Genomic DNA, 21,621 nt, shown 5'->3' on the forward strand with positions numbered 1-21,621 from the left:
TTGCAACTCCTTGGAATATAACGCAATCGTTTGAATTGGTGGGGCGGGACTGTCAGCTCTTGAAGCCGGCGGCGCTGAAGCGGATCAGCTCGCGGGCGGCGCGCTCCCGGTGCGCCGCTTCGGAGACGCCGCTGGGGCGCTTGATCAGCCCGAAATCCGCCATGGCGTAGGTCAGTGCGCCGGCCAGGAAATCCAGGCGCCAGTACAGTTCTTCCTTGCTCAGGCCCGGGACAGCGGTCGCGATGGCCTTGGCGAACTCACGCAGCACGTGGCCGTAGTGGTCGGACAGGAATTTGCGCAGGTTGTCGTTCTTCTCCGCGTACGCGCGGGCGACCACGCGGACGAAGGCGCCGCCGCCATGCCGGTCCTGGGCCATGGCCAGCGCCGGCTCCACGAAGGCCGCGAGGATCGGCTCCAATTCGCCGGGGTGCTTCTCCAGCGCATCTTTCAGCGCGGCGAGCCGGTTGGCGCTCATCTCGTCCATGCGTCGGCGGAACACCTCGTTGACGAGGTTTTCCTTGCTGCCGAAGTGGTAGTTCACGGCCGCGATGTTGACGTCCGCCAGGCTGGTCACCTGACGCAGCGAGGTGCCAGTGAAGCCGTACTGGGCGAAAAGCTCCTCGGCGGCGCCGAGGATGCGGTCCTTGGTGGAAAAGTGGGCGGAGGTGGCCATGTGCACATTCCTGAATCAAACGCTTGTTTGATGCTAGTCCGGTGCAGCCGGGTCGTCAATGGAAACGTATGCGTTGGCTGCAAAATGCCAGCGCAATCCGCTAGAATTACCTCAGCCTCGTTGGCTAAACCCGCGATTTGTCGCGGGTTTTTCTGTTATCCTCGGGCGCGAACCCATTCAAGTTCAGCGGCCCGCCTACCCGGAGACTTCCCATGGCGCTGGAGCGCACCCTTTCCATCATCAAGCCCGATGCCGTTGCCAAGAACGTGATCGGCGAGATCTACACCCGCTTCGAGAAGGCCGGCCTTAAGGTCGTCGCCTCCAAGATGAAGCAGCTCTCGCGCGCCGAGGCCGAGGGCTTCTACGCCGTGCACCGCGAGCGTCCGTTCTTCAACGCGCTGGTGGAGTTCATGATCTCCGGCCCGGTGATGATCCAGGTCCTGCAGGGCGAGAACGCCATGCAGAAGAACCGTGACCTGATGGGCGCCACCAACCCGAAGGAAGCCGCCGCCGGCACCATCCGCGCCGACTTCGCCGACAGCATCGACGCCAACGCCGTGCACGGTTCGGACAGCGTGGAGAACGCCGCGATCGAAATCGCGTACTTCTTCCCGGCCACCGACGTCTACGCCCGTTGATTGACCAGTCGGTCGGCTGGTTTCCCCAGCCGACCGACACCTAGCAGGAACCGACATGACCACCCCGCGCGCCACCATCGACCTCAAGCTTGCCGATGCCCCCGTTGCACCGGCTGCGCAGGCGACCGCGCCCGTGGAAGTGGACGTGACGGGCAACATCGTGACCGCCCCGAAGAAGGACGACGCTGCTGCCGCACCTGCGGGCGGCAAGCGCAACCTCTTCGACATGGACCGCGCCTCGCTCGAGCGCTTCTTCGAGGAGACGCTGGGCGAGAAGAAGTTCCGCGCCCACCAGGTGATGAAGTGGATCCACCACCGCTACGTCACCGACTTCACCGACATGACCGACTTGGGCAAGGCGCTGCGCGCCAAGCTCGAGGCGCATGCCGAAGTCCGCGTGCCGCAGGTGGTCTTCGACAAGGCTTCCACCGACGGCACCCACAAGTGGCTGCTGGGCATGGACCCGAAGAACGCCATCGAGACGGTCTACATCCCGGACAAGGGGCGCGGCACGCTATGCGTGTCGTCTCAGGTGGGCTGCGCGCTCAACTGCCAGTTCTGCTCCACCGCAACCCAAGGCTTCAACCGCAACCTGACCACCGCCGAGATCATCGGCCAGGTTTGGGTGGCGGCGCGTCACCTCGGCAACGTGCCACACCAGCAGCGCAAGCTCACCAACGTGGTGATGATGGGCATGGGCGAGCCGCTCGCCAATTTCGACAACGTCGTGCGCGCGATGAGCATCATGCGCGACGACCTGGGCTACGGCCTGGCCAACAAGCGCGTCACGCTGTCGACCGCCGGCATGGTGCCGATGATTGATCGCTTGGCCGTCGAGAGCGACGTGTCGCTGGCGGTCTCGCTGCACGCGCCATTCGATGAACTGCGCACCGAATTGGTGCCACTCAACAAGAAATACCCGCTGGACCAGTTGATGGACGCCTGCGTGCGCTATGCGCGCGGCAAGAAGTCGTCCGTCACTTTCGAGTACACCCTGATGAAGGGGGTCAACGACCAGCCGCAGCATGCCCGAGCGTTGGCCCGCATGATGCGGCAGTTCGACAACGCCGTGCAGATGAAGGACGCGGCCAAGGTCAACCTAATCCCGTTCAACCCCTACCCGGGCACGCGCTTCGAACGTCCCGATGAAACAGCGATCCGCAGCTTCCAGAAGCTGCTCAACGAGGCGGGATTGATCGCCCCGGTCCGGCGGACCCGGGGTGACGACATAGACGCCGCCTGCGGCCAGTTGAAGGGGCAGGTCATGGACCGCACCCGTCGGCAGGCCGAGTTCCGCAAGCATCTGCAGGAGCAGGGAGTGGATGATGCGGCCTGAAGGGCGCAGCACCGTCGACCTTTCTGCCCGCGTCGCGATCGCCATGGCCGCGCTGGTGGCGCTACTCGTGGGCTGCAATCGGCTGGATTTCGTGAAGACCGACCCGCGTCGTCGCGGCTTTGACCGCACCGCACCCGAAGTCGAAATTCGCCGTCAGCCGCCGGATTCCACTGCGCTGGTCCAGCGCGGTCAAAACTCGCTTCTCGCTGGCGACCTTGACGCCGCTGATGACTCCGCCCGAAAGGCGGCACGGATCGATCCACGTTCCGCACCGGCGCAGACCCTGTTGGCGCTGGTGGCCGACCGGCGCGGTCAGTCGGCCAAGGCGGGTGAGCATTACCGCCGCGCACTCGACCTGGCCCCCAACACGGGTGTCATGTTGAACAACTACGCTGTATGGCTGTGCTCGGGTGGCCGGGCAGCCGAGGCCATGCCCTTGTTCGAACGTGCCGCGGCGGCGCCAGGGTATGCGACTCCGGGCGCGGCGCTGGCCAACGCGGGTGTCTGTGCGGATGAGGGTGGGATGCCGGAGCAGTCGGAGCAACTGCTGCGCCAGGCTTTGGCCGTGGACCCGGCCAACACGGTGGCCTTGGCAGCAATGGCCGAACGGGAGTTCCGGGCGGGGCGCGCCTTTGAGGCGCGCGCATTTGCCGAACGCCGCCTCGCCGCTGGCCCTGCAGATCGCCGAGCCTTGGAGATTGCGTCACAAATTGAAGAAAAACTGGGCGACAAGGTCGCGGCGGCCAAGTACGTTCAGCGAATAAGGGTGGAGTTTCCGGTCGAACCGGGCTCCGTTTCTGGGGATGGCAACAGGCGATGAAACAGTCGGGGCACGTCGTGGCTGATGTTTTCACTGGTTGTGGCGAACAACTTCGGCAGGCACGGGAAGCCGCCGGACTCTCTATCGAAACAGTCTCCAGCCGCAGCAGGATGCCGGTCCGGGTGATCCAGGCCATTGAGGCCGAAAACTGGGACTCGCTGGGTGCCGCGGTCTTCATTCGCGGCCAGCTCCGCAGCTATTCCCGGCTACTCGACGTCGATCTGGAGCCTCTGATGCAACAGGCGCCCGTTGCCGCCGCCACGTTGCCACCACTGGTCAGCCACTCGCATACACCCGCACTGCGCCGCATGGCCGAGCAGGCCGGTCGTCGGGCGGTCTACATAGCGCTGACGGTGGTCATAGTCGCCCCCATTATCTTCGCCTCCCGTACTCACCTCGGCGGCGGCTCCGCAAATACGGTGAAGTCGCTGGACAACTATTCGGTCCCGGCGCAACCAGCCACCACCGAGAGCGCAGCAACCGTGCCCGCACAACGCACTCCCGTGATCGCCTCGATGGCGTCGATAACGCCCCCGGCCCCGGCATCCGCGCCGGCGCTGGAGCTCGTCTTCTCCGGTGACAGCTGGGTGCAGGTTTACGCCGCCGACGGCAGCTCCCTCGAGAAGGGGCTGCTCACCAATGGCGAGCGCCGCAGCTACCAAGCCGGACAGGTGGGTCGGGTCGTGCTGGGCAATTCTTCAGCTGCGCAGGTCCTCCACGCGGGTAAGCCGGTTGATCTGGCTGCGTTCAGCCGAGCGAACGTAGCGCGCTTTACGCTATCCTCTGACGGTTCCCTCGCGCCGGTGGTCGACTGACCCGCGTCGCGGGTCATTCAAAACCACTTGGGCCCCAGCCGGTTGGCGGGGCGAGACAGCATGGCGATCGACGAGCTTCTAGACGAACACGAACAAAGTGAACGCGTCCGCGAATGGCTTCGCCGCAACAGCGGCGCACTGATTGGCGGAATTGCCCTCGGGCTGGCGGCGATTGGCGGATGGAAATGGTGGGAACACCACCAGGTCCAGCAGAAGCTGCAGCAAGCCGATGCCTACCAAGCCGCGGTGGATGCCGCCAAGGCCGGTGACAAACAGGCCGCCGCGAAGGTCAACGGCCTGGAGGGTGCCTACGCTGTGCTCGCCGGGCTGGAGTTGGCCAAGTCCCAGGTGGAAGCGAACCAGGCTGATGCCGCGGTTGCCACGCTCCGCGCGATCAGGACCACCGATGCAGCGTTGGCCGAAGTGGTCAATGAGCGTCTGGCCCGACTGTTGATCGACACCAAGAAGGCCGACGAGGCCCTCAAGCTGATCGGCGCGTTGGACTCGGCGGCGGCACTTGAAGTACGCGGCGACGCGCATCTGGCACTCGGTCAGGCCGACAAGGCCCGTGATGCCTACAGTCAGGCCCTCACCAAGCTCGCCGTAGGCTCGCCACAGCGCGGCCTGCTTGAGCTCAAGCTTTCCGAAGTCGGCGGCGCCCCCACCCCCAGCGAGGCCAGGTCCTGATGAAGTCGAATTCCCATTCGGGCCGGTCCGGCTCGACGACCGTCGCGCGCATTTCGCTGGCATTGACCTGCGCGATCGCGCTGGGTGGCTGCTCCACCGTGAAGGGCTGGTTCGGTGACAAGAAGGGTGATGACAAGCCCAATGAACCCCTCGCGCTGACCGACATCACCCCGACGGTGGTCGTGTCCAAGCTGTGGTCGGCCAACGCCGGCAAGGGCGAAGGACGCATGGGCGTGGGCCAGCGTCCGGCCGTAGCCGACGGGCGCGTGTATGCCGCTGCCGTTGAAGGCGGGGTTCGTGCGTTCGACCTGCAGACCGGCAAGCTGGTGTGGAAGCACGAGAGCAAGAAGGAGCTGACCGGAGGCCCGGGCGCCGGCGACGGGCTGGTGGTGGTCGGTGGGCTGGATGGCGAAGTGATCGCCCTTGATGCCGCCACGGGTGAGGAAAAGTGGCAGGCCAAGGTGACTGCCGAGGTCGTGGCGCCCCCCGCCGTCGGACAGGGCCTGGTATTCATCCGTTCCAACGACGGTCGGGTAACTGCGCTTGATGCTGCCAGTGGCGAGCGCCGCTGGTTCTGGAACCATGATCTGCCCACCTTGACCGTGCGCGGCAACGACGCGCCCACCTTGGGGCCGGGCGTGGTGTTTGTCGGCAACGACGACGGCACCATTTCCACGCTGGCCATGGCCGATGGCCGGATGCTGTGGGAACAGACCGTGGCCGAGCAGGACGGCCGCACCGAATTGGATCGCATGGCCGACGTCGATGGATCGCCGCTGCTGGACGGCACGACCGTCTACGCCACCAGCTACAAACAACAGACCCTGGCTATCGACGGTCCCAGTGGTCGCCCCATGTGGGCCAGCAACCATGGCGGCGCAGGCTCGCTGGGCAACGCCCCTGATCGCCTCGTGGTGTCCTCGCCCAATGGCACGGTCTACGCGCTCGACAAGGCCGGCGGCAATGCGCTGTGGCAGCAGGCCGGACTGGCCCGCCGGAGCCTGACCGCTCCGGCGGTGCAGGGCGACTACGCCGTGGTTGGCGATTACGATGGTTACCTGCACTGGTTGCGCCTGGAGAACGGCGAGTTCGCCGCCCGCGCCCGCATGGGCGGGTCCACCCTGCGCGCCACCCCCGTGGTGGTTGACGGTATCCTCGTTGCGCAGAACGTGGATGGCGAGCTGACCGCTTTCCGCCTCGGCCAGTAAGGGTCTGCCGGGTTCACCCCCGGCCCCAAGCCCCGGTCCTCCATAGGGCCGGGGTCGTTTCGTTTTTTGATCGGGTAGGTCTCAATGCTTCCGCTCGTCGCGCTCGTTGGTCGTCCCAACGTCGGAAAATCCACGCTGTTCAATGCGCTCACCCGTAGTCGGGACGCGCTTGTGCACGACCAGCCGGGCGTCACCCGCGACCGTCACTACGGCGTATGCCGGCCGGAAGGCCAGCGTCCGTTCATGGTGGTCGACACCGGCGGTATTGCGGGCGAGGGCGAAGGCCTCGTCGGCGCCACCACCCGGCAGGCGCGTGCCGCCGCCGAAGAGGCGGACCTCGTCCTGTTCGTGGTTGATGGGCGAGAAGGCGCTTCGTCACTGGATGACGAGATCCTGGCGTGGCTTCGCAAGGCCGCCCGCCCGACCATGCTGATCGTCAACAAGACGGACGGCCTGGATGTCGAGGCGGCGGTCAGCGAGTTCGCCCGTTATGGTATTGGCGAAGTGCATGCCACTTCGTCCGCGCATCGGCAAGGCATCGACACGCTTATCGATCGGGTGCTGGAGAAGCTGCCAGAAGAGGGCACCACCGAAGCACTGGACGAGGATCCCAACCGCATCCGCGTCGCTTTCATCGGCCGCCCCAACGTCGGCAAGTCGACGCTCGTGAACCGGCTGCTGGGCGAGGAGCGCATGATCGCATCCGACGTCCCGGGTACCACCCGTGATTCGGTGGCGATCGACATGGAGCGCGATGGTCGACTCTACCGTCTCATCGACACGGCCGGCCTGCGCCGCAAGTCCAAGGTCGAAGAGGCGGTTGAGAAGTTCTCCATCGTCAAGACCCTGCAGGCCATCGAGCAATGCCAGGTGGCCGTGGTGATGCTGGACGCAGGCGAGGGCGTGACGGACCAGGACGCCAGCGTGCTGGGTTACGCGCTCGACGCAGGCCGAGCGCTGGTGGTGGCGGTCAACAAGTGGGATGGCCAGACCGACTACCAGCGCCAGCAGGCCGAAGCGCTGCTGGCCCGCAAGCTCTCGTTCGTAGAGTGGGCCGAGGCCGTCCGCATCAGTGCGAAGCACGGTTCCGGCCTGCGCGAGCTGTTCGCCGCGATCCACCGCGCGCATGCCTCGGCGACGTTCCAACTCGGAACCAGCGAAGCGACCAAGGCGATGGAAATCGCCTACGAGACGAACCCGCCGCCGGTGGTGCGGGGGCACGTCGCCAAGCTGCGCTTCTGTCACCCTGCGGGCACCAACCCACCCACCTTCGTGGTGCATGGCACGCGCCTGCGTACGCTCAGCGAATCGTACAAGCGTTACCTTGAGAACTTCTTCCGCAAGCGCTTCAAGCTGGTAGGGACGCCCGTGCGGTTTGTCTTCAAGGAAGGCACCAACCCGTACGAAGGCAAGAAGAATGTGCTGACCGAGCGCCAGGTCGCCAAGAAGCGGCGCCTGATCCGGCATGTGAAGCGCCGCGGCAAGTAAAACCGTCCGGGGGAGCGCCACCAGTCCGACGGACGGCGGCGCAAGCGGTTGGTCACGCTGCGCTTGCACCCGTCGCGGACGCCGGCCAAAGGCGGATAATGCCGTCATGAGCGTCGAAACCATTACGCCCGCCGAAGCCCGGCGGCGACAGCAGCGCGGCGTCCTCCTCGTAGACGTTCGCGAAGCCCACGAGCACGCGACCGGCCACGCGGCAGAAGCCTTGTGCATCAGTCGTGCTGCCCTCGAGGCCGACCTCGGCGCGACGCTCCCTGATCACCACGCCGAGGTCATGCTGATCTGCCAGGCGGGCAGTCGCTCAATGAAGTGCGCCGAAGCCCTCGTGGCGGCGGGTTACGTCCGGATTGCCTCGGTCGAAGGGGGCACCGCGCAATGGGTGGCGGAGGGCCTTCCCGTTACCGTGCCCGAAGGCGACCACGACTTCTACGACCGGTATTCGCGCCACCTGCGCCTGCCAGAGGTCGGTGAAGTGGGGCAGCGCAAGTTGCAGGCAGCCAGGGTGGCCGTGGTGGGCGCAGGCGGCCTCGGGTCGCCGGCGGCGTTCTATCTCGCTGCGGCAGGAGTGGGGCAACTGGTCCTGGCTGACGATGATGTCGTCGACCGCAGCAATCTGCAGCGCCAGATCCTCCACACGGAGGCCCGGGTGGGTCTATCCAAAGTGGAATCGGCCCGGGTGGCGTTGACCGCCCTCAATCCCAGCATCAAAGTCGATACGCTGCCCCAGCGCATCACCAGCGAGAACGTGGAGTCGCTTATCGCCGAGGCCGATGTCGTGCTCGACGGCGGCGACAATTTCCCGGTGCGCTACCTGCTCAACGACGCGTGCATCAAGCTTCGCAAGCCGCTGGTCTACGGTGCGGTGCACCGTTTCGAAGGGCAGGTGAGCGTGTTCGATGCCGGACGCCAGCGAGGCGTCGCGCCGTGTTACCGCTGCCTTTTCCCGGAGCCGCCGCCTCCGGAGGCCGCACCCAATTGCGCGGAGGCTGGTGTACTGGGGGTGTTGCCGGGTGTGATCGGTCTCCTGCAGGCAACCGAAGTGCTGAAGCTGCTGCTCGGCATCGGCGAGCCGCTGACGGGGCGGCTCCTGCACTTCGACGCGCTGGCAATGCGCTTTCGCGAGACACGGCTTACCCCTGACCCGGACTGTCCGGTGTGCGGGGCCGGTCTGCCGTTCCCGGGATACATCGACTACCAGGCTTTCTGTTCGGCGCACTGAAAGGCCGGGAGGCCCGCGCCGTCCGGCCAGATGGGCGCGCGGGATGCGATAATGCGCGGCCGCACCTGTTCCCCGGACCATCGCATGACGGCTTCGCAAGCCCCCGCCCGCATCCTTGACGGCAAGCGCATCGCCGACGACCTGCTCGACAACCTCAAGGCGAGGGTGGATGCACGCGTCGCGGCTGGCAAGGCGCGCCCCGGGCTGGCCGTGGTGCTGGTGGGCAACGACCCGGCGTCGGCCGTGTACGTGCGCAACAAGCGTCGTGCGGCCGAAAAGGTGGGCATCCGCGCCATCGACTTCGACCTGCCGGCCGACACCAGCGACGAGGAACTGCTGGCGCTGATCGACCGGCTCAACGCCAACCCGGAGGTGCACGGCATCCTGGTGCAACTGCCGTTGCCCGACCGTCGTGACGCCACGCAGCTGATCCACCGAATCGATCCACGCAAGGACGTGGATGGCTTCCACCCCGAAAACGTTGGACATCTGGCCCTGCGCCAGTTCGGACTGCGCCCGTGCACGCCGCGGGGCATCACCACGCTGCTGGCCTATACCGACAAGCCCGTGCGCGGGCAGAGCGCGACGATCGTGGGTGTGTCCAACCACGTGGGCCGACCGATGGCGCTGGAATTGCTGATCGCCGGTTGCACCGTCACCAGTTGCCACAAGTTCACGCCGCCTGAAGTGCTGGAAGCCGCCGTGCGCGGCGCCGACATCCTGGTGGTGGCCGTGGGCCGTCCTGGCCTGATTCCCGGCGAATGGGTCAAGCCGGGCGCCGTGGTCATTGACGTGGGCATCAATCGCCTCGACGACGGCCGCCTGGTGGGCGACGTCGGGTTCGACGCCGCCGCCCACCGCGCCAGCTGGATCACCCCCGTCCCCGGCGGCGTGGGCCCGATGACCGTCGCCACCCTGATGCAGAACACCCTGGAAGCGGCTGAAGCGCTCGACCCTGCGGCCTGATCAGGCGGGCGAAGCTACAGCCCCTGCGAAAAACTGGAAGGCTGGATCGACGGCTTGCCTGCAGTGGATCTCCCGACGCTGGCGAAACGAACCACAGCAAGAGGTCGGATTCCCTCAAACCGCGGACTTGGGCTGTCGCGCGAACGTAGCCGCTGCCGAAACAATGTGTTTCGTGCGAAGCGCACGTCGACTGCTTGGCCCTGGTCGGAGGCTAGGACGGCAGGCGTTGTGCTCCCCGCTGTTGCTCTTATCCCAGCCTCAGCCGCGTTTGGAGCGGGTTGCGGGGTGGTCCGGGCACCAAGCGAATTCCGTGGAGCGACTGCCCGGACCGCCCCGCAACCCGCCCCAGACCGCCCCCACATCCCGCCCCAAAACCCCCAAAAAAAAAGTTACAATGACGCGCTTCATCCTCCCCGGACCCGGCCATGCTGCGTATCCAGGCTGAAGCGCTCACCTTCGACGACGTCTCGCTCGTCCCGGCGCATTCGACCGTCCTGCCCAAGGACGTTTCCCTCGCCACCCGCCTTACCCGCGACCTGACCATCCGCCTGCCGATCGTCTCGGCGGCCATGGACACCGTGTCCGAAGCCCGCCTGGCCATCGCCATGGCGCAGCTGGGCGGCATCAGCATCCTGCACAAGAACATGAGCCTGCAGGCGCAGGCCGCGCAGGTGGCGTCGGTCAAGAAGTTCGAGGCCGGCGTGATCAAGGAGCCGTTCACCGTCGGCCCCGAGACCACCATCGCCGAAGTGCTGAAGCTCACCCGCGCGCGCAACATCTCCGGCGTTCCGGTGGTGGACGGCGGCCAGCTGGTCGGCATTGTTACCAGCCGCGACATGCGCTTCGAGAAGAAGCTGGACGATCCGGTCCGCCACATCATGACCAAGAAGGATCGCCTGATCACCGTGCGCGAAGGCGCCACCGATGACGAAGTGCTGCAGTTGCTGCACAAGCACCGCATCGAGAAGGTGCTGGTGGTCAATGACGGCTTCGAACTCAAGGGGCTGATCACCGTCAAGGACATCCAGAAGAAGCAGGACAACCCCAATGCCGCCTACGACAGCAGCGAGCGCCTGCTGGTGGGCGCTGCGGTGGGCGTGGGTGGTGACACCGAAGCTCGCGTGGAAGCGCTGGCCGCCGCCGGCGTGGACGTGGTGGTGGTCGACACCGCGCACGGCCACAGCCAGGGCGTGCTGGACCGTGTGAAATGGGTCAAGAAGCACTTCCCGCAGTTGCAGGTCATCGGCGGCAACATCGTCACCGGCGACGCTGCGCTGGCCCTGATGGACCACGGCGCGGACGCGGTCAAGGTGGGCGTAGGCCCCGGTTCGATCTGCACCACCCGCATCGTCGCCGGCGTCGGCGTGCCGCAGATCACCGCGGTGTCGATGGTCGCGGAGGCGCTGCAGGACCGCATCCCGCTGATCGCCGACGGTGGCGTCCGCTATTCGGGCGACATTGGCAAGGCGATCGTGGCTGGCGCATCCTCGGTGATGATCGGCGGCCTGTTCGCCGGCACCGAGGAAAGCCCGGGCGAGATCGAACTGTTCCAGGGCCGCAGCTACAAGAGCTACCGCGGCATGGGCTCGCTGGGCGCGATGGAACTGGGGTCCAAGGATCGCTATTTCCAGGACGCATCCGACGCGGACAAGCTGGTGCCGGAAGGCATCGAAGGCCGCGTGCCGTACCGCGGTTCGCTGGGCGGCGTGGTGCACCAGCTGGCCGGCGGCCTGCGCGCCACGATGGGCTACGTGGGCTGCGCGACCATCGAGGACATGCGCAAGAAGCCGAGCTTCGTTCGGGTGACCAATGCCGGTGCACGCGAGAGCCACGTGCACGACGTGCAGATCACCAAGGAACCGCCGAACTACCGCGCCTCGTGACCCCATGACAGACATCCACAGCGACAAGATCCTCATCCTCGACTTCGGTGCGCAGTACACCCAGCTGATCGCCCGCCGCATCCGCGAGATCGGCGTGTACTGCGAGATCTGGGCGTGGGACCACGACCCCGAGGACATCGCGAAGTTCGGGGCCAAGGGCATCATCCTGTCGGGCGGCCCCGAGTCGACCACGCTGCCGGGTGCGCCCGTCGCGCCGCAGCAGGTGTTCGACAGCGGCCTGCCAATCCTGGGCATCTGTTACGGGATGCAGACCCTGGCCGCGCAGTTGGGCGGAGCGACGGAGGCCGCTGACCAGCGCGAATTCGGCCACGCCGAAGTGCAGTTGGAGGCACACGACGCGCTGCTGGGTGGCCTCAGCGACCACGACGGCGAGCCGCGCATCGACGTGTGGATGAGCCACGGCGACCACGTCTCGAAGGCGCCGCCGGGCTGGACCATCACCGCCACCACCGATCGCATTCCCGTCGCCGCCATGGCGAACGAGGACAAGCGCTGGTATGGCGTGCAGTTCCACCCCGAGGTGACCCACACCAAGCAGGGCAGTGCGCTGCTGCGTCGCTTCGTCGCCGACATCTGCGGCTGCAAGACGCTTTGGACCGCGGCCAACATCATCGACGACCAGATCGCCCGGGTGCGCGAGCAGGTCGGCAGCGACGAGGTCATCCTTGGCCTCTCGGGTGGCGTCGACTCTTCGGTGGTGGCGGCGCTGCTGCACAAGGCCATCGGCACGCAGCTGACCTGCGTGTTCGTCGACACCGGCCTGTTGCGCTGGAACGAGGGCGACCAGGTGATGGCGATGTTTGCCGAGCACATGGGCGTCAAGGTCGTACGCGTCAACGCCGCCGACCGCTACTTCAAGGCACTGGAAGGCGTCAGCGATCCGGAAGCCAAGCGCAAGATCATCGGCAACCTCTTTGTGGAGATCTTCGACGAAGAGTCATCCAAGCTGGCCAACGCTAAGTGGCTGGCGCAGGGCACCATCTATCCCGACGTGATCGAGTCGGCCGGCAGCAAGACCGGCAAGGCACACGTGATCAAGAGCCACCACAACGTGGGCGGCCTGCCGGAGGACATGAAGCTCAAGCTGGTCGAGCCGCTTCGCGAGCTGTTCAAGGATGAGGTTCGCCGCTTGGGCGTCGAGCTCGGCCTGCCGCGTGAGATGGTCTATCGCCATCCGTTCCCGGGTCCGGGCCTGGGTGTTCGAATTCTCGGCGAGGTCAAGCCCGAGTACGCCGAACTGCTGGCCAAGGCAGACCACATCTTCATCGACGAACTTCGTAAGGCCGACCTGTACGACAAGACCAGCCAGGCCTTCGCGGTGTTCCTGCCGGTCAAGTCGGTGGGCGTGGTGGGTGATGCCCGTGCATACGAGTGGGTGATCGCGCTCCGTGCGGTGGAGACCATCGACTTCATGACCGCGCACTGGGCACACCTGCCATACGAGTTCCTGGGCACGGTGTCCAACCGCATCATCAATGAACTGCGCGGCGTTTCCCGCGTGGTCTACGACATCAGTGGCAAGCCGCCGGCGACGATTGAGTGGGAGTAATCCCGCTGCACTGACCCGGTGGACTGGAATCGGAGGGATCCGCAGTGAAGAAGGTCGTGTTGTTGGCAGTGCTAGCAGGGCTCGCAGCCTGGTATTTTCATTTCAGCCGTCAGCTTGACGAGAAGTTGGTCAATGAGTACTACGACCAACAGCTCCTCATGCTGACTGAATTCGATGGCCAGGGGCTCTGCGCCACGATGGCGGAGGGCTATCGTTCGACGGATGTCGCGTTCACACCCGATGGGACCAAGCGAACCGAAATGGACAGTAGCCAAGGTTGCCGTGACTTGGAGCAGGAGTTGGCCCAGATCCAACGCCTCGCGCACGCGACCCAAGGCATCCTCCAGCCCAGCTACGCCAACCGGGTGCAAAAGGTGACTTTCAGCGAGGGCGATAAGCTGGCCACCGTGGAGGGAACCGTTACCATCAAGATGGGTGAGTTCCTCCTGGGACGCACCCGGTACACGGAGAAGCTCATCCGCAGGAACGGCAAGGTCAAGTCGCTGGGCGGTGAATCAAAATCATGGCTGTATGGCGGTAGCTGACGACGAGTACTGGATGCGCCACGCGCTGGCCCTGGCCGAGCGCGCGGTGCAGGAGGACGACGAGATCCCCGTCGGGGCCGTGCTCGTGTCCGCCGAGGGCGAGGTGCTGGGCGAGGGCTGGAATCGCAACATCCGCGAGCATGACCCGACCGCGCACGCCGAGATCGTCGCGATGCGGCAGGCAGGCAAGCGCATGGGCAACCATCGTCTGCTCGGCGCCACGCTCTATGTCACTTTGGAACCCTGCGCGATGTGCGCCATGGCAATGATCCACGCCCGCATCTCGCGGGTGGTGTTCGGCGCGGGCGACCCGAAAACAGGTGCCGCGGGAAGCGTATTCGATCTTCTTTCCGACCCGCGCCACAATCACCGCGTTGAAGTCACCGCGGGCGTTCTGGCCAGCGAGGCTGGCACGCGGTTGACCAATTACTTCCGCGCCAAGCGCGGGCGCCCCCTGGTCTGAGCCACGGCTGGTTTGCTTCGACTCAGTTGCGGCGGCGTGCAAGTTCCTGGTCGAGCTCGTCGTCGAAGCTGGACACCGCCAGGCTGACTTCACGCCACATCAGCGCGCATGCCACGAGCAGGCATAGCACGCCAATCACGGCTAGCGCGGTCGGGACCACGCCCAGTTTGAAGTTGAAAAGCGTATCGGCCGCCAACCCAAGGCTGGTACCCACAAACGCTCCCAGCGCCATGTAGAGCATCTGGCAGGTGCGCAGCACCAGGTGGGCGCGGATGCGGTGCCGGCGGATCTGCCCATCGCGCTGTTCGCGGTCAGGCGCATCGTCCTTCCACTCCTTGATCAGCGCGCGAAGTCGGTCCACGACGCGAGCCAGCCGCGTATTGGCCGAGATCAGCAGCGACCCGGTCGCCGCCATCAACAAGGCCGGTGCCAGCATGGCGGTCAGGATGGCGTGTTCGCCGAGGATGGACAGGTCCAAGGATTACTCCGTGGGTGAAAAGGTGCACTGCGATATCATGCGCTGTCCCATTAAGGATCGCGAGCACACGTGGCCACTTCGTCCAACGAACACCGCCTGATCTGGATCGACCTCGAGATGACCGGCCTCGACACCGACCGCGACTCGATCATCGAGATCGCCACCGTTGTGACCGACGGCGACCTCAATGTGCTTGCCGAAGGGCCGGTGTTCGCGATTGCGCACCCGCTGGAGCGGCTGCAGGCCATGGACGACTGGAACCGCAGCCAGCACGGCAAGTCGGGCCTGTGGCAGCGCGTGCTGGAGCAGGGCGTGCCGATGGGGGAGGCAGAGGCGCGGACCTTGGCCTTCCTGGCCGAGTGGGTGCCCGCCAAGGTGTCGCCGATCTGTGGCAACTCCATCTGCCAGGACCGCCGCTTCCTGTACCGCTGCATGCCCCAGCTGGAGCAGTACTTCCACTACCGGAACCTGGACGTCAGCACGGTCAAGGAGTTGGCACGCCGTTGGGCGCCGGCGGTGCTGGCCGGAGTGAAGAAGGCGGGGACGCACACCGCGCTGGCCGACATCCACGACTCGATCGCCGAATTGCGCCACTACCGCGCGGCGATGGGCCGCTTGGGCGGGCTTCCCGCCTGAGTGTCCGGAAATCCGTCAGCCCTTGGGCCGGATATCCCCATCGTCGGCCACGGAGCGGGCCAACAATTCAGCCAATGGGCTACCATCGGCATCGTGGTGATACACGTGCAGGTCGCGCTGCGGGTAGGGGATGCGCAGGCCCTTGCCGATGATCCGGTCACGGATGCCCTCGGTGAGGTCACTGCGGACGCGGGGCATGTCCTCGGTACGGACCCATACGCGCAGCTCCATGTCCACGCTGCTCTCAGAGAGCAACATCACGAGCGTCTCGGGCTTGGGCTCCTTGAGCACCTTGGGATGTTCGTCCGCCAGCTGCAGCAGCGTCTCGCGGGCGACGCGCAGGTCATCCTCGTAGCCCACGCCGACCTTGATGTCGACCCGGCGCTTGCTGTTTGCCGTGAAGTTGATGATCGGGGCCGTGGTGACCAGGCTGTTGGGAATGATCACCGAACGGTTGTCGACCGTCCGCATCCGCGTCTGGAACACGCGCACCTGTTCGATGGTGCCCTCGATGCCCGCAGCCTGGACCATGTCGCCGACATGGAACGGGCGCTGCACGATCAGCATCACGCCCGATGCGATGTTGGACAGCGAGTCCTTGAGGGCCAAGCCGATGGCCAGGCCCGCCGCACCCAGCACGGCCATCACCGACGTGGTCGGCACGCCCACTGACTGCAGCGCCGCCACCACCACGATGACCAACATCGCCCCATAGGCGATGTTGCGCAGGAAGCCACGCAGGGTGGCTTCCATGTTGGCGCGTTCGAACGCGCGGTCGAGAGCCTTGGAGAGTCGCTTCGCCAGCCAGATCCCGAGCAGCAGGACGAGCAAGGCGCCCAGCAACTTCAGTCCCCACCGTTCGGCTTCGGCGAGAAAGTTGATGCCTTCCAGCTTCTGTAGCGACTTCTGGACCTCAGCCTCTAACACCATTCGGTCAGCCGCCGTTCTTGGCCTTGGCCAGACGCAGCCAGGTGTCGACGACGGTGTCCGGGTTCAACGACACCGACTCGATGCCCTGTTCCATCAGCCACTGCGCAAGGTCCGGGTGGTCGCTTGGGCCCTGGCCGCAGATGCCGATGTACTTGCCCTTGGCCTTGGCAGCCGAGATGGCCATCGCCAGCAGCTTCTTCACCGCCGGGTCGCGCTCGTCAAACAGCTTGGCGACGATGGCCGAGTCGCGATCCAGTCCCAGGGTGAGCTGCGTCAGGTCGTTGGAGCCAATGGAGAAGCCGTCGAAGATGTCGAGGAATTCGTCGGCCAGCAGAGCGTTGGACGGCACCTCGCACATCATGATGACCTTCAGGCCGCCTTCGCCCTTCTTCAGGCCGTTGGCTTCCAGCACCTCGATAACCTTGCGGCCTTCGTCCAGCGTGCGAACGAACGGGATCATGACCCAGCAGTTGGTCAGGCCCATCTGTTCGCGCACCTTCTTCACTGCGCGGCATTCCAGCGCGAAGCAGTCGGCGAACGACGGATCGACGTAACGGCTGGCGCCGCGGAAGCCGATCATCGGGTTTTCCTCGTGCGGCTCGTAGCGGCTGCCGCCGATGAGGTTGGCGTACTCGTTGGACTTGAAGTCCGACAGGCGCACGATCACCGGATTCGGCGCGAACGAAGCGGTGATGGTGGCGATGCCCTCGGCCAGGCGGTCGACGTAGAAGTCGACCGGGTTGCCGTAACCGGCAATCTTCTCGTCGATCTTGCGCTTGGTCTCGGCGTCCTGCTGGTCGTACTCCAGCAGCGCCTTGGGGTGCAGGCCGATGTGGCTGGCGATGATCATTTCCAGCCGCGCCAGGCCCACGCCCGCGTTGGGCAGCATGGCGAAGTCGAAGGCGCGCTCAGGGTTGGCGACGTTCATCATCACCTTCAGCGGGGCTTCCGGCATGCCCTCCAGGTCGGTGACGAAACGCTCGAAGGGCAGGGTGCCTGCGTAGATGAAACCGGTGTCGCCCTCGGCACAGCTCACGGTGATGGCCTGGCCGTCGACAATGGTGTCCAGTGCGTTGCCGGTGCCGACCACCGCCGGTACGCCCAGTTCGCGGGCGATGATGGCGGCGTGGCAGGTGCGGCCGCCGCGGTTGGTGACGATCGCCGCCGAGCGCTTCATCACCGGCTCCCAGTCGGGGTCGGTCATGTCGGCGACCAGCACGTCGCCCGGCTGCACACGGGCCATGTCATCCAGGGAGCGCACCACGCGCGCCACGCCGGTGCCGATCTTGTGGCCGATGGCGCGGCCTTCGCACACCACTTCACCGCGCTCGCCTAGCTGGTAGCGCTCGATCTGCGTGGCGTGGGCGCGGGACTTCACGGTCTCCGGGCGTGCCTGCACGATGAACAGCTTTCCGCTGACACCGTCCTTGGCCCACTCGATGTCCATCGGGCGACCGTAGTGCTGCTCGATGACCAGCGACTGCTTCGCCAGCTCCTGCACGTCCTCGTCGGAGATCGAGAAGCTGTTGCGCAGCTCGGCTGGCGTGTCCTCGATCCGGACGCGCTCGCCGGGCTTGTCGGAATAGACCATGCGCAGCTGCTTGGCGCCGATGGAGCGCCGCAGGATGGCGTGCTTGCCCTGCCGCAGGGTGGGCTTGTAGACGTAGAACTCGTCGGGATTGACCGCGCCCTGCACGACCATCTCGCCCAGGCCGAAGCTTGAGGTCACGAACACCACGTCGCGGAAGCCGGACTCGGTGTCCAGCGTGAACAACACGCCCGAGGAGCCCACGTTGGAGCGGACCATCAGCTGCACGCCCGCAGACAGGAACACGTCCTCATGCTTGAAGCCGTGGTGGACGCGATAGGCGATGGCGCGGTCGTTGTACAGGCTGGCAAAGACTTCCTTGACCTTGCGCACGACGTCGTCGGCACCGGCCACGTTGAGGAAGGTCTCCTGCTGGCCAGCGAACGAAGCGTCCGGCAGGTCCTCGGCGGTGGCCGAGGAGCGCACCGCGACAGCCACGTCACCACCGCCATTCTCCGCACACAGCTGCACGTAGGCCGTGCGGATGTCGGCATCCAGGTCCGGCTGCAGCGGGGCGTCGATCACCCAGCCGCGGATCTCGGCGCCGGCGGCGGTCAGCGCGGGCACGTCCTCCACGTCCAGCGTGGCCAGCTTGTCGTAGATGCGCTGGTGCAGGTTGTTGTGGGCGATGAACGCCTTGAAGGCCTCGGCCGTGGTCGCGAAGCCGCCCGGGACGGAGACGCCGAGGTTGGCCAGGTTGCCGATCATCTCGCCGAGCGAGGAGTTCTTGCCGCCGACGCGGGCAAGGTCGGACAGGCGCAGCTCGTGCAGCCAGAGGATGTTCTCGTTCAAACGGGCGATCTCCGTGGAGCGGGGTGTCCGGGTACGTCCGGACGCACAGAAGCTAATATGATCGCAGGGGCGCCGGACCCGTACAAGGTTGATCCGGTGAGGCTTTTCGTATTGACACGGCCTTTGGGGCCTACTTTGGTTGGAGTAGCGGATGCCAGACATGCGGCCGGTTTTTTATGTTTCGGACGGTACGGGCATCACGGTGGAGACCATCGGCCACAGTCTGCTGACCCAGTTCAGCAATACCCGGTTTGAAAGCACGCGCATTTCCTACGTCGACAGTATCGAGCGGGCGGAGATGGCCGCGGCGCGCATCCGGGCCGCCGCCCAGACCCACGGAGTACGCCCCATCGTCATCAATTCGTGCATGGACATGAACGTGAGGGCGGCGCTGGCCGAAAGTGGCGCGCTGATGCTGGACGTCTTCGAGCCGTTCATTGGTCCATTGGAGCGCGAACTGGGCCAGAAGCGGGAGCATCGCATCGGCCAGGCCCACGCCATCGTGGACTTCGAGCAATACCACCGTCGCATCAACGCGATGAACTTCGCCCTGACCCACGACGACGGCATGTCCGTGGACTACGATGGGGCCGACGTGATCCTCGTGGCCGTCTCGCGCGCGGGCAAGACACCAACCTGCGTCTACCTGGCGCTGCAGTACGGGGTGCGGGCTGCCAATTACCCGCTGACCGAGGAAGACCTGGAGCAGGACACCCTGCCGGCGCGGCTGCGACAACACCGCCGCAAGCTGTTTGGCCTGAGCATCGACCCGATCCGCCTGCAGCAGATCCGCCAGGAAAGGCGGCCGAATTCGCGTTACGCGCAGCTGGACACCTGCAAGCGTGAGGTGGCGGCGGCGGAGAAGATGTTCCGGGCCGAGCGGATCCCCACCCTGAGCACGACGAATGCATCGATCGAGGAAATCGCCAGCAAGGTGATGACCACGCTGGGCATCTCGCGCGAGATGTTCTGAGGGCAGCGGGGCAGCGCGAAAAACGTCCGGGTTTCCCCAACGTAGGCTTGACGGCGCTTGGCGTCAACGCTGCCGCAGGGGCTGGCGGCCGTGTAGCATCGACGCCATGAACGCAGTCCTGTCCCGCCCCCATGCACGTTTCCCCCGGCTGAGCCGCCTCGGCTGGCTGATGGGGTTGTACGGGGAAAACCACGCCAAGATCGCCCGGTTATTCGACGTGCGGGCGCTGGCGCGCGGGCATTACGTGTCCATGGCCGGCGATGGGCTGGAGTTGCACATCGAGGTGATCGAGCAACATCGCTACACCACTGAGCTGCGGTTGTCCTACGCGATGCTGGACCCGGTGACGGGCGAGCCCGATCCGTCGGCCTATGTCCGCGTGTACCACGACGCGCGGCAACTGGAAGTCACCCATTGCTACGTGGGGCGACGCTGGCAGGACGTGATCGGCATGAACCCCGCACCGGATGCGGTGTTTGGTTACCGGTTCCGGATCAACACGTTCCTCGGGAAATGGCTGGACTACCTGGCGCAGCAGGGCCATGGCATGGCGACGGTGCAGGAGTGGCGTCCCGCAGCAACTGTGATTTCAAAATCCGCTTGACGACCTGAAGGGCCCACCCTAAGATAGCGGTCTTTCCAGCCCCGTGGGGCCATAGCTCAGCTGGGAGAGCGCCTGCATGGCATGCAGGAGGTCGGCGGTTCGATCCCGCCTGGCTCCACCACTGGTTGCTGGAAGTAGCTGTAAAACAGGCCAAAGCTGTACTCCGCGTCCCCATCGTCTAGAGGCCTAGGACATTACCCTTTCACGGTAGCGACCGGGGTTCGAATCCCCGTGGGGACGCCACTATTCATCAAGCAGGGCTGCCGAAAGGTGGCCCTGTTTGTTTATGAAACACCCGGAAAACTTCGTGAAGATTTTCTTTGACGAAGTGGAAAAGGCTCGATATCATGCGCGCCTTTCCAGCCTCGTGGGGCCATAGCTCAGCTGGGAGAGCGCCTGCATGGCATGCAGGAGGTCGGCGGTTCGATCCCGCCTGGCTCCACCACTTTTACGGAAATCGCGTGACTCGATTTCCACGACGTCCCCATCGTCTAGAGGCCTAGGACATTACCCTTTCACGGTAGCGACCGGGGTTCGAATCCCCGTGGGGACGCCAACTCGATAGCAAAAAAAAGGCCCGGGAAACCGGGCCTTTTTTGTTCTGGACGATGTCGCGAATTCTTCGGCCGCCGATGACGTCGACGGCCGAAGAGGCCCAACGTCAGAAGCTGTAACGCACCTGCAGTTGCGCAACATCCAGGTCGATGTCCTCGACTTCGAAGCGGTTGTACTCGCCACGCAGCGAGACAGCGTCATTGATGTTGTACTGCACGCCGAGGCCGTAGGTCGGGTCGGTGCCGCTGTCGTCCTGCGTGCCGGTCACGGCCGGCAGTTCGGTGTCGAGGTTCCAGCGGCTGAAACCCGCCTTGGCGTAGGCAGAGAACTTGTCGGTGATCGGCACGATGCCGACGGCGGTGAGGGACGCCGCGTCCGCCTCGAGGTCGCTGCCCAGCGCTTCCGGTTCGATCTTGCCGAAATCGGTGTAGGCACCCTCGACGGCGAAGTAGCGGTTGAACTGGTAGCCGCCGAACACCGAGAACGCGGTGTCTTCATCGTCATAGCCGCGCTCATCGACGAACGATTGGCCGACGCCGGCGCCAGCGTAGAAGCCCTTGTCGTCCGCGGCATTGGCGCCGAAGGCGCTGGCGCCTGCCAGCAGGGCGAGAAGGGAAGCGCTCAGGACCTTGTTCTTGCTCATCTCTGTGTCTCCTGATTCAGCCCGGCGATGAAGGGGGGAGGGAGCCGGTGCTGGGGGGCAGGCTTGGGCGAAATGCCCGGGGCTGCTGCCGCCGTG

General features: G+C 65.4%; 21 protein-coding genes and 4 tRNA genes. 20 read left to right on the forward strand and 5 right to left on the reverse strand.

Going from position 1 to position 21,621, the window contains the following annotated elements; genetic code table 11:
- Positions 1–52: 52 nt before the first annotated feature.
- Positions 53–673 (reverse strand): TetR/AcrR family transcriptional regulator, encoded by a 621-nt coding sequence (locus tag AC3ARF_RS07250; protein WP_498931644.1) that lies wholly within the window; start codon positions 671–673, stop codon positions 53–55.
- Positions 674–885: 212 nt separating this feature from the next.
- Between AC3ARF_RS07250 and ndk the strand changes: the two genes are divergently transcribed.
- The 13 genes from ndk to tadA all read left to right on the forward strand — a co-directional run bounded on the left by ndk (position 886) and on the right by tadA (position 14,326).
- Complete coding sequence (gene ndk / locus AC3ARF_RS07255) at positions 886–1,311, forward strand: nucleoside-diphosphate kinase (RefSeq protein WP_036133688.1); 426 nt, start codon at positions 886–888, stop codon at positions 1,309–1,311.
- 157 nt (positions 1,312–1,468) lie between these two features.
- Complete coding sequence (rlmN, locus tag AC3ARF_RS07260) at positions 1,469–2,647, forward strand: dual-specificity RNA methyltransferase RlmN (RefSeq protein WP_498931795.1); 1,179 nt, start codon at positions 1,469–1,471, stop codon at positions 2,645–2,647.
- A gap of 43 nt (positions 2,648–2,690) precedes the next feature.
- On the forward strand, positions 2,691–3,467 hold the full coding sequence (locus tag AC3ARF_RS07265; protein WP_498931646.1) for a type IV pilus biogenesis/stability protein PilW: 777 nt from the start codon (positions 2,691–2,693) through the stop codon (positions 3,465–3,467).
- The gene (locus tag AC3ARF_RS07270) at positions 3,464–4,282 is read left to right on the forward strand and encodes a RodZ domain-containing protein (protein WP_498931648.1); all 819 of its coding nucleotides are present in this window, start codon (positions 3,464–3,466) and stop codon (positions 4,280–4,282) included. The genes AC3ARF_RS07265 and AC3ARF_RS07270 overlap by 4 nt, the downstream gene beginning before the upstream one ends.
- Before the next feature lie 60 nt (positions 4,283–4,342).
- The gene (locus AC3ARF_RS07275; protein WP_498931650.1) at positions 4,343–4,969 is read left to right on the forward strand and encodes a YfgM family protein; all 627 of its coding nucleotides are present in this window, start codon (positions 4,343–4,345) and stop codon (positions 4,967–4,969) included.
- Positions 4,969–6,177, forward strand: a complete 1,209-nt coding sequence (gene bamB, locus AC3ARF_RS07280; protein ID WP_498931653.1) for an outer membrane protein assembly factor BamB — start codon at positions 4,969–4,971, stop codon at positions 6,175–6,177. The genes AC3ARF_RS07275 and bamB overlap by 1 nt, the downstream gene beginning before the upstream one ends.
- Before the next feature lie 84 nt (positions 6,178–6,261).
- The gene (der, locus tag AC3ARF_RS07285; RefSeq protein WP_498931655.1) at positions 6,262–7,665 is read left to right on the forward strand and encodes a ribosome biogenesis GTPase Der; all 1,404 of its coding nucleotides are present in this window, start codon (positions 6,262–6,264) and stop codon (positions 7,663–7,665) included.
- A 106-nt stretch (positions 7,666–7,771) separates the two neighbouring features.
- Positions 7,772–8,899, forward strand: coding sequence for a molybdopterin-synthase adenylyltransferase MoeB (gene moeB, locus AC3ARF_RS07290; RefSeq protein WP_498931657.1), 1,128 nt, complete (start codon positions 7,772–7,774; stop codon positions 8,897–8,899).
- Between the two features lie 84 nt (positions 8,900–8,983).
- Entirely contained in the window at positions 8,984–9,865 is an 882-nt protein-coding gene (gene folD, locus AC3ARF_RS07295; protein WP_498931659.1) for a bifunctional methylenetetrahydrofolate dehydrogenase/methenyltetrahydrofolate cyclohydrolase FolD, read from the forward strand.
- Positions 9,866–10,290: 425 nt separating this feature from the next.
- Positions 10,291–11,748 carry an IMP dehydrogenase gene (guaB, locus tag AC3ARF_RS07300; protein ID WP_498931661.1) on the forward strand — a complete coding sequence of 486 codons (1,458 nt, stop codon included), beginning with the start codon at positions 10,291–10,293 and terminating at the stop codon, positions 11,746–11,748.
- A gap of 4 nt (positions 11,749–11,752) precedes the next feature.
- Complete coding sequence (gene guaA, locus AC3ARF_RS07305; protein ID WP_498931664.1) at positions 11,753–13,318, forward strand: glutamine-hydrolyzing GMP synthase; 1,566 nt, start codon at positions 11,753–11,755, stop codon at positions 13,316–13,318.
- Between the two features lie 44 nt (positions 13,319–13,362).
- The gene (locus AC3ARF_RS07310) at positions 13,363–13,863 is read left to right on the forward strand and encodes a hypothetical protein (protein WP_498931665.1); all 501 of its coding nucleotides are present in this window, start codon (positions 13,363–13,365) and stop codon (positions 13,861–13,863) included.
- A complete protein-coding gene (gene tadA, locus AC3ARF_RS07315) occupies positions 13,850–14,326 on the forward strand; it encodes a tRNA adenosine(34) deaminase TadA (RefSeq protein ID WP_498931667.1) in 477 nt (158 codons plus the stop codon). The genes AC3ARF_RS07310 and tadA overlap by 14 nt, the downstream gene beginning before the upstream one ends.
- 22 nt (positions 14,327–14,348) lie before the next feature.
- On the opposite strand, the gene AC3ARF_RS07320 is transcribed toward tadA, so the two are convergent.
- Positions 14,349–14,804 (reverse strand): DUF2721 domain-containing protein, encoded by a 456-nt coding sequence (locus AC3ARF_RS07320; protein WP_498931669.1) that lies wholly within the window; start codon positions 14,802–14,804, stop codon positions 14,349–14,351.
- Between the two features lie 69 nt (positions 14,805–14,873).
- On the opposite strand from AC3ARF_RS07320, the gene orn reads away from it, so the two are divergent.
- Entirely contained in the window at positions 14,874–15,440 is a 567-nt protein-coding gene (orn, locus tag AC3ARF_RS07325) for an oligoribonuclease (RefSeq protein WP_498931671.1), read from the forward strand.
- Positions 15,441–15,455: 15 nt separating this feature from the next.
- On the opposite strand, the gene AC3ARF_RS07330 is transcribed toward orn, so the two are convergent.
- Both AC3ARF_RS07330 and ppsA read right to left on the reverse strand, forming a co-directional pair.
- A complete protein-coding gene (locus AC3ARF_RS07330) occupies positions 15,456–16,370 on the reverse strand; it encodes a mechanosensitive ion channel family protein (RefSeq protein ID WP_498931673.1) in 915 nt (304 codons plus the stop codon).
- 4 nt (positions 16,371–16,374) lie between these two features.
- Positions 16,375–18,750 (reverse strand): phosphoenolpyruvate synthase, encoded by a 2,376-nt coding sequence (gene ppsA, locus AC3ARF_RS07335; RefSeq protein WP_498931675.1) that lies wholly within the window; start codon positions 18,748–18,750, stop codon positions 16,375–16,377.
- Between the two features lie 151 nt (positions 18,751–18,901).
- Here ppsA and ppsR point away from each other — a divergent pair, with 151 nt between their 5' ends.
- From ppsR to AC3ARF_RS07365, 6 genes are all read left to right on the forward strand, one after another.
- Positions 18,902–19,723: a posphoenolpyruvate synthetase regulatory kinase/phosphorylase PpsR gene (gene ppsR / locus AC3ARF_RS07340; protein ID WP_498931677.1), complete on the forward strand. Its 822-nt coding sequence runs from the start codon at positions 18,902–18,904 to the stop codon at positions 19,721–19,723.
- A gap of 106 nt (positions 19,724–19,829) precedes the next feature.
- Positions 19,830–20,327, forward strand: coding sequence for a DUF1249 domain-containing protein (locus AC3ARF_RS07345; RefSeq protein WP_498931679.1), 498 nt, complete (start codon positions 19,830–19,832; stop codon positions 20,325–20,327).
- Between the two features lie 45 nt (positions 20,328–20,372).
- Positions 20,373–20,448, forward strand: a tRNA-Ala gene (locus AC3ARF_RS07350).
- Positions 20,449–20,494: 46 nt separating this feature from the next.
- Positions 20,495–20,570: transfer RNA gene (locus tag AC3ARF_RS07355), tRNA-Glu, on the forward strand.
- 126 nt (positions 20,571–20,696) lie between these two features.
- Positions 20,697–20,772: transfer RNA gene (locus AC3ARF_RS07360), tRNA-Ala, on the forward strand.
- Positions 20,773–20,807: 35 nt separating this feature from the next.
- Positions 20,808–20,883, forward strand: a tRNA-Glu gene (locus tag AC3ARF_RS07365).
- Positions 20,884–20,988: 105 nt separating this feature from the next.
- On the opposite strand, the gene AC3ARF_RS07370 is transcribed toward AC3ARF_RS07365, so the two are convergent.
- Positions 20,989–21,525 carry an outer membrane beta-barrel protein gene (locus AC3ARF_RS07370; protein ID WP_498931682.1) on the reverse strand — a complete coding sequence of 179 codons (537 nt, stop codon included), beginning with the start codon at positions 21,523–21,525 and terminating at the stop codon, positions 20,989–20,991.
- Between the last annotated feature and the right edge of the window lie 96 nt (positions 21,526–21,621).

The sequence above is a fragment of the Lysobacter sp. KACC 24251 genome (assembly GCF_057747755.1).